Source organism: Paenibacillus terrae, assembly GCF_000943545.1.
Classification (GTDB): Bacteria; Bacillota; Bacilli; order Paenibacillales; family Paenibacillaceae; genus Paenibacillus; species Paenibacillus terrae_A.
The window spans coordinates 1-16,478 of sequence record NZ_JTHP01000006.1 but is presented as its reverse complement, the minus strand read 5'-3'; the positions used below and the strand labels follow the sequence as shown (position 1 = coordinate 16,478).

The 16,478-nt window shown below is 47.5% G+C and carries 16 protein-coding genes and 1 other RNA gene; 14 read left to right on the top strand and 3 right to left on the bottom strand.

The annotated features are described in order from the left end of the window. Positions 1-403: 403 nt before the first annotated feature. The 13 genes from QD47_RS30505 (at position 404) to rnpB (ending at position 11,974) form a co-directional block, all read left to right on the top strand. Positions 404-541, top strand: a complete 138-nt coding sequence (locus tag QD47_RS30505) for a YqzL family protein (protein WP_013372137.1) — start codon at positions 404-406, stop codon at positions 539-541. A 42-nt stretch (positions 542-583) separates the two neighbouring features. Then, positions 584-1,336, top strand: coding sequence for a DNA repair protein RecO (gene recO, locus QD47_RS04990; RefSeq protein WP_044645078.1), 753 nt, complete (start codon positions 584-586; stop codon positions 1,334-1,336). A gap of 127 nt (positions 1,337-1,463) precedes the next feature. After that, positions 1,464-1,619 carry a hypothetical protein gene (locus QD47_RS32055; RefSeq protein ID WP_161797151.1) on the top strand — a complete coding sequence of 52 codons (156 nt, stop codon included), beginning with the start codon at positions 1,464-1,466 and terminating at the stop codon, positions 1,617-1,619. Between the two features lie 119 nt (positions 1,620-1,738). After that, positions 1,739-2,626, top strand: coding sequence for a glycine--tRNA ligase subunit alpha (gene glyQ / locus QD47_RS04985; protein WP_044645077.1), 888 nt, complete (start codon positions 1,739-1,741; stop codon positions 2,624-2,626). Further along, complete coding sequence (gene glyS / locus QD47_RS04980) at positions 2,619-4,694, top strand: glycine--tRNA ligase subunit beta (RefSeq protein WP_044645076.1); 2,076 nt, start codon at positions 2,619-2,621, stop codon at positions 4,692-4,694. The genes glyQ and glyS overlap by 8 nt, the downstream gene beginning before the upstream one ends. Positions 4,695-4,808: 114 nt before the next feature. Continuing rightward, a complete protein-coding gene (locus tag QD47_RS04975) occupies positions 4,809-5,291 on the top strand; it encodes a YaiI/YqxD family protein (protein WP_044645075.1) in 483 nt (160 codons plus the stop codon). Next, complete coding sequence (gene dnaG, locus QD47_RS04970) at positions 5,284-7,158, top strand: DNA primase (protein ID WP_200893388.1); 1,875 nt, start codon at positions 5,284-5,286, stop codon at positions 7,156-7,158. The genes QD47_RS04975 and dnaG overlap by 8 nt, the downstream gene beginning before the upstream one ends. A gap of 43 nt (positions 7,159-7,201) precedes the next feature. Continuing rightward, positions 7,202-8,335, top strand: a complete 1,134-nt coding sequence (rpoD, locus tag QD47_RS04965) for an RNA polymerase sigma factor RpoD (RefSeq protein ID WP_014282481.1) — start codon at positions 7,202-7,204, stop codon at positions 8,333-8,335. An 86-nt stretch (positions 8,336-8,421) separates the two neighbouring features. After that, a complete protein-coding gene (locus QD47_RS04960) occupies positions 8,422-9,261 on the top strand; it encodes a hypothetical protein (RefSeq protein ID WP_044645166.1) in 840 nt (279 codons plus the stop codon). Beyond that, entirely contained in the window at positions 9,258-10,019 is a 762-nt protein-coding gene (locus QD47_RS04955; RefSeq protein ID WP_044645074.1) for a tRNA (adenine(22)-N(1))-methyltransferase, read from the top strand. Before QD47_RS04960 ends, QD47_RS04955 begins: the two co-directional genes overlap by 4 nt. After that, on the top strand, positions 9,995-11,110 hold the full coding sequence (locus QD47_RS04950; protein ID WP_044645073.1) for a Nif3-like dinuclear metal center hexameric protein: 1,116 nt from the start codon (positions 9,995-9,997) through the stop codon (positions 11,108-11,110). The genes QD47_RS04955 and QD47_RS04950 overlap by 25 nt, the downstream gene beginning before the upstream one ends. 95 nt (positions 11,111-11,205) lie before the next feature. Further along, positions 11,206-11,490: a flavin reductase gene (locus tag QD47_RS04945; protein WP_235332185.1), complete on the top strand. Its 285-nt coding sequence runs from the start codon at positions 11,206-11,208 to the stop codon at positions 11,488-11,490. A gap of 85 nt (positions 11,491-11,575) precedes the next feature. After that, an RNA gene (gene rnpB / locus QD47_RS29990) (RNase P RNA component class A) lies at positions 11,576-11,974 on the top strand. A gap of 341 nt (positions 11,975-12,315) precedes the next feature. Here rnpB and QD47_RS04940 read toward each other — a convergent pair. Next, positions 12,316-13,536 (bottom strand): aminotransferase-like domain-containing protein, encoded by a 1,221-nt coding sequence (locus QD47_RS04940; RefSeq protein ID WP_044645072.1) that lies wholly within the window; start codon positions 13,534-13,536, stop codon positions 12,316-12,318. Between the two features lie 169 nt (positions 13,537-13,705). Between QD47_RS04940 and QD47_RS04935 the strand changes: the two genes are divergently transcribed. Then, on the top strand, positions 13,706-13,936 hold the full coding sequence (locus tag QD47_RS04935) for a hypothetical protein (RefSeq protein ID WP_044645071.1): 231 nt from the start codon (positions 13,706-13,708) through the stop codon (positions 13,934-13,936). A 121-nt stretch (positions 13,937-14,057) separates the two neighbouring features. Here the strand turns inward: QD47_RS04935 and QD47_RS04930 are convergent, their stop codons facing one another. Further along, positions 14,058-15,908: an ABC transporter ATP-binding protein gene (locus QD47_RS04930; protein ID WP_044645070.1), complete on the bottom strand. Its 1,851-nt coding sequence runs from the start codon at positions 15,906-15,908 to the stop codon at positions 14,058-14,060. Beyond that, positions 15,901-16,478: ATP-binding cassette domain-containing protein (locus QD47_RS04925; RefSeq protein ID WP_044645069.1), on the bottom strand; the 578-nt coding region annotated here is incomplete at its 5' end. The genes QD47_RS04930 and QD47_RS04925, both read right to left, overlap by 8 nt.

The window sequence follows — 16,478 nt, the reverse complement described above, 5'->3', positions numbered from 1 at the left end:
TAATACATGAGAAGTGTAGTGTCTTCGGTATTCAAAAGCGCCGCGCACGTGCGGCGTTTAGCTCTTGGTACTTCCAACCCCCTTCCCTCCAGCCAATGAAATAAGGGTTGCTTTTAAAAGGCTCTGTGCCACAGTATGCACGCTGTAGCGGAGCGAAGGATTTGAATCTGAAGAAGCGTCAGCGTTCGCCTTTACCCCTGAATTTAAACCTTTTCATGTTTCATATATAAATAAATTCAGGGGTAACAGCGATCGAAAGATCAAATCATTCGCGAAGCGGTGCAAACTTGTCACTGTGCCATTTTTAACAGCAATCCATTTATTTCATCGCATACTTCCCACCTCTTCGCATCATTCTAATTTTGAGATGCAAACGTCATTTCCGAAGAAAGGATGAATACGATTGCGAGATTTTTCGTGGAAGTATTTTGCGATGACTGGGGATGTCGGTGCGTATCTGTTATACAGGGAGAGCGCCGTGACAAGGGAGCAAGACACGGATGAAGGAGAGTCGGACGAGCATGAAGAAGCCCGTGAATAGCGCGAGTCACTGGCTTCTTCGCGAATGTTTGGGGGAAGAGGCATGCTTTACAGGGTGGAAGGAATCGTCATCCGCAGCATGGATTACGGTGAGGGGAACAAAATTATTACGCTTTGCACCGAAAGCGGCGGTAAGACAGGCGTGCTGGTCAGAGGAGCCAAGAAGCCCAAAAGCCGTCATGCCGCTTTAACGCAGCCGTTTACGTATGGTGAATTTGTGTTTTTTCGAAATACCGGCTTAGGAACGTTGAATGCCGGTGAAATTATCCAATCCCACCATACACTGCGCGAGGATATTACCAAGGCTGCTTACGCCTCATATGCCTGTGAATTGCTCGAACGGGTACTACATGATGAAGAAACGGGCACCTTCTGGTTTAAGCAGCTTAAAGCATGTCTGGAAGCGTTGGAGAGCGGCAAAGATCCGCTGATCGTCATGAGCATTTATGAATTTAAAATATTGCAGGCGGCCGGATATGCTCCCCAGCTTGATGCCTGTATTTCCAGCGGACAACAGTGTGCTGATGAAGATATGTTTATCAGTCCGAGGCTGGGCGGAGTTTTGTGTCGAGGCTATAAGCATTTTGATCCGGCTGCATTGAGTGTCACACCGCGTACGTTGAAGCTGTTGCGTTTGTTTGCGAGAATGGATTTAAACCGGCTCGGCAACATTGATGTGAAGGACTCGACCAAGCTGGAAATCAAACATGTCATGCGCCAGTTTATGGACATGCAGCTGGAGGTCAAGCTGAAAACCCGTAATTTTCTGGACCAGCTCGACAAGTATGATATGTGAAACCTCTTGCTCCCTTGACTGTGCTGCTGAAAACGTGTAATATTCTACTATATCTCCTTCGGGAGCAGAGGCATTGAACGAGAAAGTAGCGGAGTTTATTCTCTAGAGTAAGCGAGTCGGGGACGGTGTGAGCCTGGCGGGAAATCTTCGTGAACAAGGCACTCGGGAGCATCTGATTGGACACGGAAAAGAGGATTACGGTCTGGCTGGTGATGGAGGACTGCAATCAAGTAGGGTGGAACCGCGGGAGTCAGCTCTCGTCCCTACGTCTGTACAGGCGTAGAGGCGGGGGCTTTTTGCTGTCTCTGGCGAGGCTTGTTGGAAGCTGGTAGCCCTGTACATAGAAGCTTTATGAGGAAGGATCACCACCATTTAAGGTAATTTGGAAGGGAAGGGTGTACCATGAATTTTCAGCAGATGATTTTGACACTGCAACAATTTTGGGCTGAGCACAACTGTATTATTGTACAGCCGTATGACACGGAAAAAGGGGCAGGCACAATGAACCCAATGACGTATTTACGTTCGATTGGACCTGAGCCGTGGAACGTAGCTTATGTTGAGCCATCCCGCCGTCCCGCAGATGGTCGTTATGGGGAGAACCCGAACCGTCTGTATCAGCATCACCAGTTTCAGGTTGTTTTGAAGCCATCGCCTGATAACATTCAGGAATTGTATCTGGAGAGCTTGAGCCGCCTTGGTATTAATCCTCTGGAACATGATATTCGCTTCGTTGAAGACAACTGGGAAGCGCCAACGCTGGGAGCATGGGGATTAGGTTGGGAAGTATGGCTGGACGGTATGGAAATTACCCAATTCACGTATTTTCAGCAAGTGGGCGGTATCGATGCCAGTCCGGTTGCGGTTGAAATTACGTATGGTATGGAGCGTCTTGCGTCCTACATTCAGGACAAGGAGAACGTATTCGATCTCGAGTGGGTTAATGGCATCACGTATGGTGATGTTTTCCACCAGCCTGAATTTGAGCATTCTAAATATACATTTGAAGTATCTGATGTCAAAATGCTTTTCACCCTTTTTAATATGTATGAAGAAGAAGCGAATAAAGCCATGGCGCAGCACCTTGTATTTCCAGCCTACGATTATGTGCTGAAATGCTCTCATGCGTTCAACTTGCTGGATGCCCGCGGGGCAATCAGTGTAACGGAACGAACCGGATTTATTATGCGTGTACGGAATTTGGCCCGTCAGGTGGCTGCAACTTATCTGGAGGAACGCGAGAAGCTGGGCTTCCCGTTGTTGAAGAAAGGAGGTACGGCACATGTCTAAGGATATGCTGTTTGAAATCGGTTTGGAAGAAGTGCCCGCCCGTTTTATTCCTGCTGCGATTCAGCAGTTAAAGGAGCGTATGACGGCATGGCTGGACAGCTCACGTATTGCTCATGGTGATGTAGAAGCTTATGCTACTCCTCGTCGTCTGGCAGTGCTGGTTAAGGAAGTAGCCGAAAAGCAGGAAGATATTAACGAAGAAGTGAAGGGTCCTTCCCGCAAAATCGCACTTGATGAAGCCGGCAATTGGAGCAAGGCAGCTCTCGGCTTTGCCCGTAGCCAAGGTGTTGATCCTGAACAGTTTACATTCAAGGAGCTTGGAGGCGTAGAGTATATTTACGCGACCAAGAGCAGTATAGGTGTACCGACAGCGGAAGTGCTGTCCGAAGGCTTATTGCACATTTTGCATGCCATGACCTTCCCTAAATTTATGCGTTGGGCCAGCTATGACTTTAAGTTTGTTCGTCCAATCCGCTGGTTGATCGCCTTGTTTGGTAACGATATTGTGAACCTGGAAATTGCCGGGGTTCAATCCGGGAATGTGACAAGAGGACATCGTTTTCTCGGGCAGGATACTGTTGTGGAAAGTCCGGCAGACTATGTTGAGGCGCTTCGTAAACAGCATGTCATTGTGGATATTGCGGAACGCCAGTCCATTATTGTGAAGCAGATTGAAGCATTGGCAGCCGAAAAAGACTGGACGATCGCGGTTAAGGATGATCTGCTGGAAGAAGTGCTGTATCTGGTTGAAACGCCGACGGTACTGTTTGGAGGTTTTGATCCATCGTTCCTCAACATTCCGAAGGATGTGCTGATTACTTCCATGCGTGAGCATCAACGCTATTTCCCGGTGCTGGATCGTGCGGGAGAGCTGCTGCCATACTTTGTTACGGTACGTAACGGTGGAAGTCAATCGCTGGATGTCATTTCCAAAGGGAACGAAAAAGTATTGCGCGCGCGGCTATCTGATGCCAAATTCTTTTATGAAGAAGATCAGAGACTGGAAATCAAGGATGCGCTCTCCAAGCTGGAAAGTATCGTTTTCCACGAGGAATTGGGTACGGTTGGAGACAAGGTACGGCGGATTCGCCGCATTGCCGATGCTTTAGCTGAGAAGCTGCGGGTTTCCCCCGATACACAGGAGTCGGTTAGCCGGGCAGCAGATATTTGTAAGTTTGATCTGGTAACGCAAATGGTATATGAATTCCCGGAACTGCAAGGTGTTATGGGTGAGGACTATGCTCGTAAGGCTGGAGAGAAGGAAGAAGTGGCGAGAGCGGTGTTTGAGCACTATCAGCCGCGTTTTGCCGGAGAAAGGGTTCCTTCTACGAACGCTGGAGCTATTGTGAGTATTGCTGACAAAATAGATACGATCACCGGCTGTTTCTCCATCGGTATTATACCGACAGGCTCGCAGGATCCTTATGCGCTTCGTCGCCAGGCCGCAGGTATTGTGCAGATTTTACTGGATCGTAATCTTTCGGCAACTTTGTCTGATGTGTTCAATATTGCACTTGACGTACACGACAACCTTGGAAATATGAAACGTTCTGCCGATGAAATTCGTAAAGAGTTACATGAATTCTTTGGTTTGCGTGTGAAAAAACTGTTGTCCGAGACGCTTCGTTATGACGTCGTAGACGCTGTGCTTGCTGCCGGATTCGATGATGTTGCTTCTGTCGTTGATCGCGGAGCCGCCCTGATGAGTGCGGTACAAACGGGAGATACCTTTAAAGCAACGGTAGAGTCGTTTAACCGTGTAGGCAATTTGGCTGCAAAAGCTGTTCATGCATCAGTTAATACGGGTGAATTTACGGAACAGGGTGAAAAAGCGCTCTATGAAACATGGTACGGCGTTTATGAATCTTATCATACTGCCTTGCAGGAAGGCGATGCTACGCGAGCTTTAGCACTTGCTTCGTCCATTACTCCTTCGGTGACAGCGTTCTTTGATTCCGTAATGGTTATGGCTGAGGATGATGCGATCCGTAATAACCGTTTGGCATTGCTGGCCGCCATTGATAGAGAGCTGAAGCGTTTTGCCGATTTTTCCAAACTCGTGGGCTAATCGTAGCTGTAATAGTATGAATAACTTGAAAAAATGGGTATAAATATACGGAACGGTGTAAGAGCGATCTTGCAGCCGTTCCGTATTTTACTCGAATCCGGATGGAGATGGGGGATGCTTGTGGGAATATCCGGGGGTTTATCGGATGTGCGGATCGTTGTTGACGGAGACGCTTGTCCTGTCAAAAGCGAAATTGCGGATACAGCTTCCCGTTTTCATGTTCAGGTTATTATGGTATCTTCATATGATCATCTTATCCAGGGCAGCGGAGGCGTGACCGTCGTAAAAGTGGACCGGAGCGACCAAAGCGCTGATCTCTATATTGCTAATCATATCCGTCGAGGGGATATTGTAACCACCAACGATTATGGTCTTGCGGCACTCGCTTTGGCTAAAGGCTGTGAGGTTATGTCCTTTCGCGGAACGATGTATCGAAACGATTCGATTGATTTTATGCTCGATCGCCGTCATACTTCTGCCAAGGAAAGGAAAAAAGGACGTTATGGAAAGGGTCCTAAACCGTTTACATCAGAGGATCGTGAATTTTTTCAACATAAACTGACAAAACTTTTACTCTTCTTGCAGGAGAATGAATAACGATATCGAATTATATTTACGTGCTAAAGAGATGAAGGTGGTTAACATGAGTGCTGGACAAGGCAACATACCGGACGATATCATTGAGTCGGTTTTACAGCATCATGATATCGTAGATACGGTAAGCAAGTACGTGCATTTGACCAAGCAGGGGAAGTATATGAAAGGCCTCTGTCCTTTTCATTCCGAAAAAACCCCTTCATTCACCGTGACACCGGATCGTCAGATTTTTTACTGCTACGGCTGCGGCGCGGGAGGCAATGCCATCAAATTTATGATGGAAATCGAAGGACTATCCTTTCCCGAAGCTGTCAGAACAATGGCGGAAGAAAGTCATATCCCTCTCGGCGAATGGCAGGGACGTGAGTCAACGCATCAGCATCCTGAGTTGGACAGGTTGTTGCAAGCGTACGAGCTAACATCTAAGATGTACCATTTTCTCCTTAAGAATACGGAGCATGGCAAACCAGCTATCGAGTATTTGCGGTCAAGGGGATTTACTGACAAGATCATTGATCAATTTCAAATTGGCTATGCACCTAACCGATGGGATACGATTGTCCAGTTTCTGGAGAAGCGTTCCTTCGATCCTGTTGAGATGGAAAAGGGCGGGCTTATCTCTCCCCGACATGAGGATGATGGGTATGTGGATCGGTTCAGGGATCGCATTATCTTTCCTATTTGGAACCGAAATGGAAAAGTAATTGCCTTTGCGGGCCGCATTCTTGGTGAAGGACAGCCCAAATATTTGAATTCACCGGAAACCAAACTGTTCAACAAGAGCCGGACACTGTACAATCTCCACCATGCCAAGACTTCGATTCGCAAGCTTCGTCAGAGTGTCCTTTTTGAAGGATACGGCGATGTTATCTCAGCTTGGGAGGCAGGTGTGCAGAACGGGGTGGCCGCTATGGGCACAGCTTTGACGGAGCATCATGCTACGATGTTAAAGGGGCTGTGCGACGAGGTCATTATTTGCTATGATGGTGACCGGGCAGGACAAGCTGCTGCGCTTAAAAATTTTCCGTTGCTGGAAAATGCGGGGCTTCACGTTAAAGTAGCGCTGGTCAGCGACGGTATGGACCCGGATGATTTTATCCGGCAATACGGCGGGGAAAGGTTTCAGCGCCAAATTATCGAAAGTGCCGTTTCAACGGTGAAATTTAAGCTTATATATCTGAAAAAAAACCATATACTGCAAGAGGAAGAAGGAAGAATCGCGTATTCCCGCGAAGCATTAAATGTCATTGCACCTCTGTCATCCCCGACCGAGCGGGAAGTGTATTTGCGCGAAGTGTCAGCCGAAGTCAAGGTGGATTTTGAAACCTTAAAGCAAGAATGTAATTTACTCCGCCAGTCCCTGCAAAAAAAACAGGACTTTGGGGATAATAACGAAAATCGGTGGAATAATGGTAGGCATAAAAAAGGGCAGGTCGTTACACCAAATTTGCTGCCGGCTTACCATGTTGCGGAACGCAGATTGCTTCACTGGATGATGCAGGATTTAGAAGCTGCACAGTATGTAGAACAACATCTGGGGGACGCCTTTAATATTGAGGATCATGCAGCAATTGCTGCTTATCTATACGCCTATTACGCACAAGGAAAGTTACCAGATACAAGCCGCTTTATTTCATCTTTGCAAGATGATCGGCTGGAGAAAAACGTAAGCTCGATCATGATGATGGATGCTCCAGGCGTATGGGCACCGCACATTTTGGACGATTATATTCATCAGGTGCGCAAATTTCCATTGCAGGAGCAACTGGATCTGAAGAGGGAAGAGATGAGAGCCGCTGAGCGCTTAGGTGACTTTTTGCGTGCAGCACAAATTGCAAGTGAGATTATAGCCCTAGAGAGACAATGAACACACAGAGGTCGGATGTTTCTAGGGAGGAGGGAGTCGAAAGATGGCGAATGATCAGCATACTGAACTGGAGACGGAACTGACACTGGATCAGGTTAAGGATCAATTGATTGAGTTGGGTAAAAAAAGTTCCTCTCTGAACTACAAAGATATCATGGAAAAACTATCGTCGTTTGATCAGGACCCCGAGCAAATGGATGAGTTTTATGAGCAGCTGGGTGACTTGGGGATTGAGGTTGTAAACGATAACGACGAAGAAGTTACCAGATTGCGTCAAAACGACGACCCGGAAAACAACGACGGGGATGACTTTAACTACGATGACGATCTGAGCCTGCCTCCCGGTATTAAAATCAATGATCCGGTCCGGATGTACTTGAAGGAAATCGGCCGTGTACCGCTTCTTTCCGCTGATGATGAGGTGGAGCTGGCGAAACGGATCAACAATGGTGATGAAGAAGCCAAACGTCGACTCGCAGAAGCGAATTTGCGTCTGGTTGTAAGTATTGCCAAGCGTTATGTTGGCCGTGGAATGCTTTTCCTGGATCTGATTCAGGAAGGTAACATGGGTCTGATTAAGGCAGTAGAAAAATTTGATTACGAAAAAGGATTTAAATTCAGTACGTATGCAACCTGGTGGATTCGTCAGGCCATTACGCGCGCTATAGCTGATCAGGCAAGAACAATCCGTATTCCTGTGCACATGGTGGAAACGATCAACAAGTTGATTCGGGTATCTCGTCAACTGTTGCAAGAGCTGGGGCGTGAACCTACGCCGGAAGAAGTGGCTGCGGAGATGGAGCTGAGCGTGGAGAAAGTACGGGAAATTATGAAAATTGCCCAAGAACCGGTTTCATTGGAAACGCCAATTGGTGAAGAAGATGATTCACATTTGGGGGATTTCATTGAGGACCAGGAAGCGCTGGCGCCTGCGGATGCGGCTGCCTATGAACTTCTGAAGGAACAGCTTGAGGATGTGCTGGATACGTTGACCGAACGGGAAGAGAACGTATTGCGTCTCCGTTTTGGTTTGGACGACGGTAGAACCAGAACCCTTGAGGAAGTGGGTAAAGTATTCGGTGTTACACGCGAACGTATTCGTCAGATTGAGGCTAAAGCGCTGCGTAAGCTGCGCCATCCAAGCCGCAGTAAGCGACTGAAGGATTTCCTCGAATAGAAGCGTAACATTGCGGACCTTCTGCGGCTTGGAGCGCGCAGAGGGTCTTTTTTTATCCCATGGCAGCCTTGGTGGAGGGGAAAAGCTTGGACCAGGAGAAAAAACGGGCAATACTGTTACATGAAATTGAGCATTGGCGGCGAAGTCGGCTGCTCCCTGAGCAATATTGCGATTTTTTGTCTAATCTCTATCGAGAGGACGAAAATCCGTCACAGAGCCAAAGCCACAGTAGCACCGGGCTGCTTACATATCTTAGAAACGGGCATGGAATCGCCTGGCTTCTTGGTTTTGTCATTATTTCCTGCATTTGTTTGATCGGTTTTTATTTTACCGCTTTTCCGTTGGCAATGCAAATATTCTCGGCATGTGCAGTAATCGCGATCTGCTATGGAGTAGCCGCTGTTTGGCGTTCTTCAGAGCAGAGCATGAGCGCCATGCTGAGTACCTTGGGCAGTGTGATTATGCTGGGTTCAGGTGTGTGGATTATTCAGCTTCACCAAGGTGAACCTAAATTTTGGTTTCTGGTTCTTGTCGGTCTGTGCGGGCTGGTATGGTGCCTTGTGGGCTTAACCCTGCGTATCAGCTTGCTTCACTACTGTGGCTTTATTGCGCTGCTTCTGGTGTACGCAGTGCTTATAGGCCGCTACTGGCCTACGGCTTCTCACGTAATGCTGGAGGGATTTTGGATTTTACATGCAGCATTGCTGGTATGGTTAAGCTGGTGGGTACATCGTCGCTTTTCACGTCTGGCTTCGGTTTATTTTGCTATCGGAATGACACTGGTTTTCATGCCTGAAGCAGACATGATCGTGCTGCGCCAACAAGCGCCGGGAGATGTTGTGTTGTACGCCTTATTGAAGTTGGCTATTGTTGTAGGAATTTTATTTTGGACTCGAAAAAAATGGATTACGTGGGTGACGTCATGAAGCTTTCACAACGATTACAATATATTATGGAACAAATTCCTGCCGGGAGCAGATTAGCGGATATTGGCTCTGACCATGGGCTTTTGCCTGTGGCTGCGGTGCGAAGTGGTCGGGTAACGCAAGCTGTGGCGGGCGAAGTCAATGATGGGCCGTTGCGAGCGGCTCAAAAGCAGGTCGCCGAAGCAGGTCTTACTGACCGCATAACGGTTAGAAGAGGCGACGGCTTGGCCGTAATTACAGCCCATGAGGTTGATATTATTACGATAGCCGGCATGGGTGGTGCCTTAATCGCTTCCATTTTGGAGCAGGGGAAAGACAAGTTGGATTCAGTGAAGCGGCTTATTTTACAGCCAAACGTAGGCGAGGATATTTTGCGCCGATGGCTGATCGAGCATCAATGGGTATTGACAGGCGAGCATATTATGGAAGAAGACGGAAAGATATATGAAGTTTTGACGGCTGTACCCGTGTCGGATAGTCCTGTGAAGCAGGACGAGCTATACCGACCGTTAGCCCTTAGCGGCAGCTCGCTAGTATTGACGCAGAATTGGCTGGAACAGCTTGGACCGTTGCTGGTCAGAGAGCCCAACGAAGTCTTTTTCCGTAAATGGAAGCTGGAAATTCATAAGCTCCAAAATGTCCTTGCGCAGTTGGCGCGATCAGAGCAGGAATCGGCGCAGCAAAAGCAGGAACAATTACGTAAGCAAATTGAACAGCTAAAGGAGGTACTTGCATGTTTGCCAAAGGACAAACGGTAATTAGCTATATGGAACAGTTGGCTCCAAAATATTTGGCAGTTCCGGACGACAGAATCGGGCTTCAGCTTGGCAGTCTGCAAAAAGAGATCAAAAACATACTGGTAGCTCTGGATGTCAATGATGAGGTTGTGGAAGAGGCGATCCGTGTAAAGGCCGACCTGATTATTGCCCACCATGCTATCATATTCCGTCCACTCAAAGCATTGAATACGGATCAGCCCGCAGGCAGATTGTATGAAAAGCTGATCAAGAACGATATTGCCGTCTACATCAGTCACACGAATCTGGATACGGCAGAGGACGGTATGAATGACTGGATGGCCGAGGCTTTGGGCATTCAAAGTGAAGGTACGCTGGAGGATGTCCACACGGAGCAATTGTTCAAGCTCGTCGTTTTCGTACCGAAAACACATCATCAACGGGTGTTGGACGCTGTGTTGGGTGCGGGAGCCGGACATATCGGCAATTACAGCCATTGCAGCTTTAACATTGATGGCTACGGAACTTTCGTGCCGGGTGAAGGCACACAGCCGTTTTTGGGTGAGCCGGGTAAAATGGAACGCAGCGAAGAGGTACGCATAGAGACCGTTGTACCACAGGGTGTGCGCAACAAAGTTGTCCAGGCGATGCTCAAAGCTCATCCTTATGAAGAGGTGGCCTATGACCTGTACCATATGGATTTGCAGGGCCGCACATTTGGCCTGGGACGGGTGGGGAAGCTCAAGGAAGCCCGCACGTTACGCGAGTTTGTCAATGATGTGAAAGAAGGCTTCAACGTCGAGCATGTACGTGTAGTGGGCGACTTGGACCGTACAATTAAAAAAGCAGCCGTGCTCGGAGGCTCTGGCAGCCGCTATGTAAACAAGTCGATTTTCAAAGGGGCTGATGTCTTAGTTACGGGTGATATCGACTATCACACGGCTCAGGATGCCCTTATGGCTGGCATTGCCATCATTGACCCTGGTCATAACGCAGAGAAGATTATGAAGCCTAAAACCGCAGAATGGATGCGCAAACGGTTGGAAGAAGGCCGATACTCTACGGAAGTACATGTATCTGAGGTGAATACAGAGCCTTTTCAATTTTTGTAAAAGCTTAACTTCTATGAGAAGATGAAAGTGTTTCATTACTTTTAGTTCATAGGGGAGAGGTTGTATGCGAACTTTAATTGCTGATCCTGCGATCCATGTTTCAACATTTCGAGATTGCATATGAGGACGGAATTTCTGTGGATGTCCCTGTATTGCTGGATGCTTATCTTGCTTATGAGTGTAAAGTGGTGGATAGTCATACCTATGGAGATCATGATTGGATTGTCGGTGAGATACAGCAAACTTACCGGGATGATGACTCTTTCTGGATGAAGGCATACCTGAATTTAGTAAGCTTCATATTCCGTTATACGTGGGTCGCTCTACTTATTTTGTGGCAGATGATACGTTACAAAAGAAGGTACACCCGTTTTATTTGAACAAATAAAGGAAGCTTGCTAATTTACAATATTTTTAGGGTTGTGTCGAGCGTGCGTTCCCTGTATACTATGTAATGTTGTTCGGAAAGTTTAACAGACAATCGCTGGCGGTGTGAACCGCGAGAGGAAAGTCCGGGCTCCATAGGGCAGGATGCTGGATAACGTCCAGTCAGCGCGAGTTGAAGGATAGTGCCACAGAAATGGACCGCCGATGGCCGCTTGCGGCACAGGCAAGGATGGAACCGAGGTGTAAGAGACCCCGAGGAACGCTGGTGACTTCGTTCCTGGTAAACCCCATCTGGAGCAAGACCTAATGGGACACAGCTTCTTCGCGAAGCGGCCTTAGCCCGAGGCGTGTCTAGGTTGGTCGCTGGAGCCGGATAGCAATATTCGGCCTAGATAGATGATTGTCGCTTGTAGTGGGAGGGTAGTTCCCGTCTGAACCACGAATAGCACAGAACCCGGCTTACGGAAAACTTTCCACACTGCAACACCTTAAAATGTATGATGTTAACCTTTTAAATGACTGTTTGCATGAAAACATGGAATCCAAATGTATTTAATGAATTACAAAAAAAGGTTCAAGCCATATTCCTTTGGGAATCAGGCTTGAACCTTTTTTGTATACCGTATTTTACGCAGTGTACGTGTATATTTAGGTCTATTTCATTCTGTTTTTTTATCTACTCATTCCCTCTATCGTAAAAACGTCCGGGGATGAGGCACGTAGTCAGCGTAGCGGAGCATTTGAATCCGGAGAAACGCAGCGATCGTAAGACCAAAGGATTCGCGAAGCGTTCTCGCGTGGGTGCCTGCCAACCTTCATCAGCGCGCGCTTTTTTCCAATCTTTCCTCTGTATATATCTTCAATGCCCGATCCAAACGGTTAACCGCTTCAGGAAGCAGTGAAGGATCGGTATGCGTAAAGTTGATCCGCATATGGTTACTACCGCTCAGATCAGCATAAAATACTTGTCCTGGCACAAATGCGACGCCTTCCTGAATGGCCAGTTCCAGCAAGCGATCGGAACGGAAGCCTTCGGGTAAAGTGACCCACATAAACATGCCGCCAAGTGCATCATTCCACGTAATGCCTTCCCATTGACGTTCTTTCATCAGTGTTGTGAGGCGTAGCATACGAGAGTGATATTCGCTGGATACGGTACGAATATGTCCATCCAAATCAAAAAAGTCCAAGAGCTCATTTAAAGCACGTTGATCGATACTGCTGGAGTGCAGATCAGCAGATTGTTTGGCCTTCGAGACTTTATTGACAATCGCTTGATCAGCAACCAGCCATCCAGAACGAACACCAGGAGCAACGGTTTTGGAGAACGTAGAGGTGTACATGACATGACTATCTTCACCTTGCTGCTGGTCAATGGATAAAAGGGTAGGGAAGTTAAGGTTTTCGTCAAATTTGAGACGTCCGTAAGGATCATCCTCAAAAATCAAAGTTCCGTATTTACGGCATAGCTCAACAACGCCTACTCTGCGATCCATGCTCCATACACTCCCCGCCGGGTTGGAGAAAGTTGGGATGACATACACGAATTTAGGCTGATATTCCTTGAGCTTGGCTTCAAGATCATCTAATTGCATACCGTTGGAGTCTGTATTTACACTTACAATGTTGGCGCCATAGGACTTAAACACCTGAAGAGCTGCCAAATAAGTAGGGGACTCCACCAATACAGTATTCTGCGGATCAAGCAGCACACGCGAAACCAGATCGATAGTCTGCTGTGAGCCCGTCGTCATGATGATGTTATCTCTGGTGACGGAGATGCCTTGGGATGCCATTATGGTTGTAAGGCGTTCCCGTAGAGGAATATATCCATCGGTTAGACCGTATTGAAGCGCGGTAGTACCGCCGAGACGGAATACCCGCTCATAGGCTTTAGCAACGGCTTCGATGGGAAAAAAGGCATCGGCCGGAAGACCACCTGCCAGGGATAACACTTCTGTTCCCTGTGTCAGCTTCAAAATGTCCCTAACGATGGACGAGCCCTGAGTACGAGCCATACCGGAAAATTTGTATTCCAATCCAATCATCTCCTGTGTTCTATACTGTACTATGAAATTTATTGTATTATAACAATAATGAAGTATAACAGTAAACGTCTGAATATAACAGTTGATTGGTCTAATGGAAAGCCGAAAAATCTTGATCCCAAGAAAAAATTCGACCATACAAATCACTATCACGTAAATCTTGCAATTTCAGCGCAAGCTTGAAATGCTTGGTTTCTCGCTAGAAGGTTACGCTTTACAAAAAACCATCCCAAGTGGAAATTTACCGATTGCTCAAAATGAGCAATCGAATGATTCATATGAGCAACTGGGTACTCATAATGAGCAATCAGATAATATGGGCTTGGAAATTCTAGCAACTATGAAAAAACATAATAAACAAGCTGATCGCCGAACATCGGACAGCTTTTGAGCACACCAAAAACGTGTCTGGATCGCCCTTCGCAGCGATCATCCAGACACGTCTCTCTTTTACCCTGATATGCTATTAGTGACTACTATCATGTTTTTTTCAAATAGAGACTGGTTATTTTTTAGGATGCATGTTCAAACTGACTATTGTATAGATCGGCATAGAAGCCGCCTTTAGCCAGCAGTTCCTCGTGGTTACCTGTTTCGATAATGTCACCGTCCTTCATGACCAGAATCATATCGGCGTTCTTAATCGTCGAGAGGCGGTGGGCAATCACAAAGGAGGTTTTCCCTACGGTAAGCCGGTCCATCGCTTGTTGGATCAGCAATTCCGTACGCGTATCGACCGAGCTTGTGGCCTCATCTAGAATGAGCATGGGTGCATCTTCAATCATGGCTCTTGCAATGGTAATCAATTGCTTTTGACCAGCAGAGAGATTGGCTTTGTCGTCCAGCACTGTATCATAGCCCTGCGGCAGTGTTTTAAGGAAGCTGTGCAGCCCCACCGCTCTACATGCGGCTTCCACCTGTTCATCGGTAACCTGCTCTTTGGAAAAGGCGATATTCTCACGGATCGTTCCTTCAAACAGCCAGGTATCCTGCAGCACCATACAGAATAATTCATGAATATTCTCACGTGTTAATTGGCTGATCGGGGTTCCGTCAATATAGATTTCTCCGCCGTTCAGCTCATAGAACCGCATGAGTAAATTCACGAGCGTCGTCTTACCGGCGCCTGTCGGACCAACAATGGCAATTTTCTGACCGGCTTCAGCTTTCATGGAGAAGTCTTTGATAATCATACGGTCTTGGTTATAACCGAAACGGACATGCTTGAATTCGACATCCCCTTTGGCGTTGTCCAGCTTCTTGGTCTTGTCGCTCTCATCCGCCAATTCTTCTTCACCCAGAAATTCGAATACACGTTCACTGGCGGCAGCCGCCGATTGCAGATTGGTTGCGGCCTGTGCCAGCTGTGACAAGGGCTGTGTAAACAGACGAATATACACCATGAAGGCCACAATAGTTCCGATCGTTATAGCATGTTGGTTCACCAGCAAAGCGCCCACGACACAGACCGCGACATAACCGAAATTCCCGATGAACATCATGACTGGCATCATCAGGCCAGACATGAACTGGGATTTCCATGCATTTGTATATAAGCGGCTGTTAATGCCATGGAACTCTTCCTTGGCTGCTTTTTCTCCGTTATATACCTTGACTACGTTATGACCGGCATAGGTTTCTTCGATATGACCGTTGATCTGGCCAAGTTCCGCTTGCTGTGCTACAAAATATTTCTGTGAATGCTTCATAATCACGGTCATCAGGGAAAAACCGATCAGCGTAGCTACAATCCCGGTAACGGTCATGATCCAGTTTGTATACAGCATCATAATCAAGGCGCCTACGAAGGTTGCCAGCGCGCTGACAAGCGTGCCGAGACTGTTGTTTAACGTTTGTCCGATGGTATCGACATCGTTGGTCACACGGCTGAGTACATTACCATAGCTCGTAGCATCAAAATATTTTAAAGGCATATGATTGATTTTTCGGGACAGCTCTGTCCGCATCTTCTTTGTAAGACGCTGTGACACGGTCGCCGTAATGAAGCCTTGGAAATAGTTAAAGATAAGACCAAGACCATACAAAAGTACCAAAACAAGAACAATTTTCTGGACAGCACTCACATCAACCCCTGTTACGATTCCTTCCTGGATCAGGTTGGCAATATCGCTGAGCTTACCCGGACCAATGACGTTGAAGGCGGAACCGACCAGGGCCAGCACCATAGAGAGTATAATGATGGGCACATAGGCCTTGATGTAGGATAAAAGCTGGCTGATGGTCTTTTTAAAATCATTCGCTTTTTCACCAGCACCCATGCCCCCCGCAGGACCTCCACCCATGGGACCTCGCTGTTTCGTTTTCATATGCTGGCTGTCGACGGTTTGTTCATTCTTATCCATGTACGAGTTCCTCCTTCGAAAGCTGCGAATAAGCGATCTCCTGATAGGTGCTGCAGTTCGCCATCAGCTCTTCATGTGTGCCGTTCCCTACAACCTCACCCTGGTCCAGTACGATAATCCGGTCAGCGTCCTTAATGGTGCCTATGCGCTGAGCAACAATGAGTGTCGTAGCATGGTCGGTTTCTTTTTTGAGAGCGGAGCGCAGAATCCGGTCTGTTCTGTAGTCCAGTGCCGAGAAGGAATCATCGAAGATATAAATCTCCGGCTGGCGGTAGATGGCACGCGCAATGGACAGCCGCTGCTTTTGACCGCCTGATACGTTCGCTCCACCTTGTGAAATCCGTCCCTGATACTGACCGTCCATTTTTTCGACAAATTCCGTGCCTTGGGCAATCCCTACGGCTACTTGGATGAGTTTCTCCGAAGCTTCTGCTCTTCCGCTATCGCCATACGAAACGTTGGATGCCACTGTACCGCTGAAAAGCACGGCTCTCTGAGGGACATACCCGATTTTGTTATGGAGTGCCTGCTGCTTATAGTTTCTGACATTCACACCATCCACGAGCACCT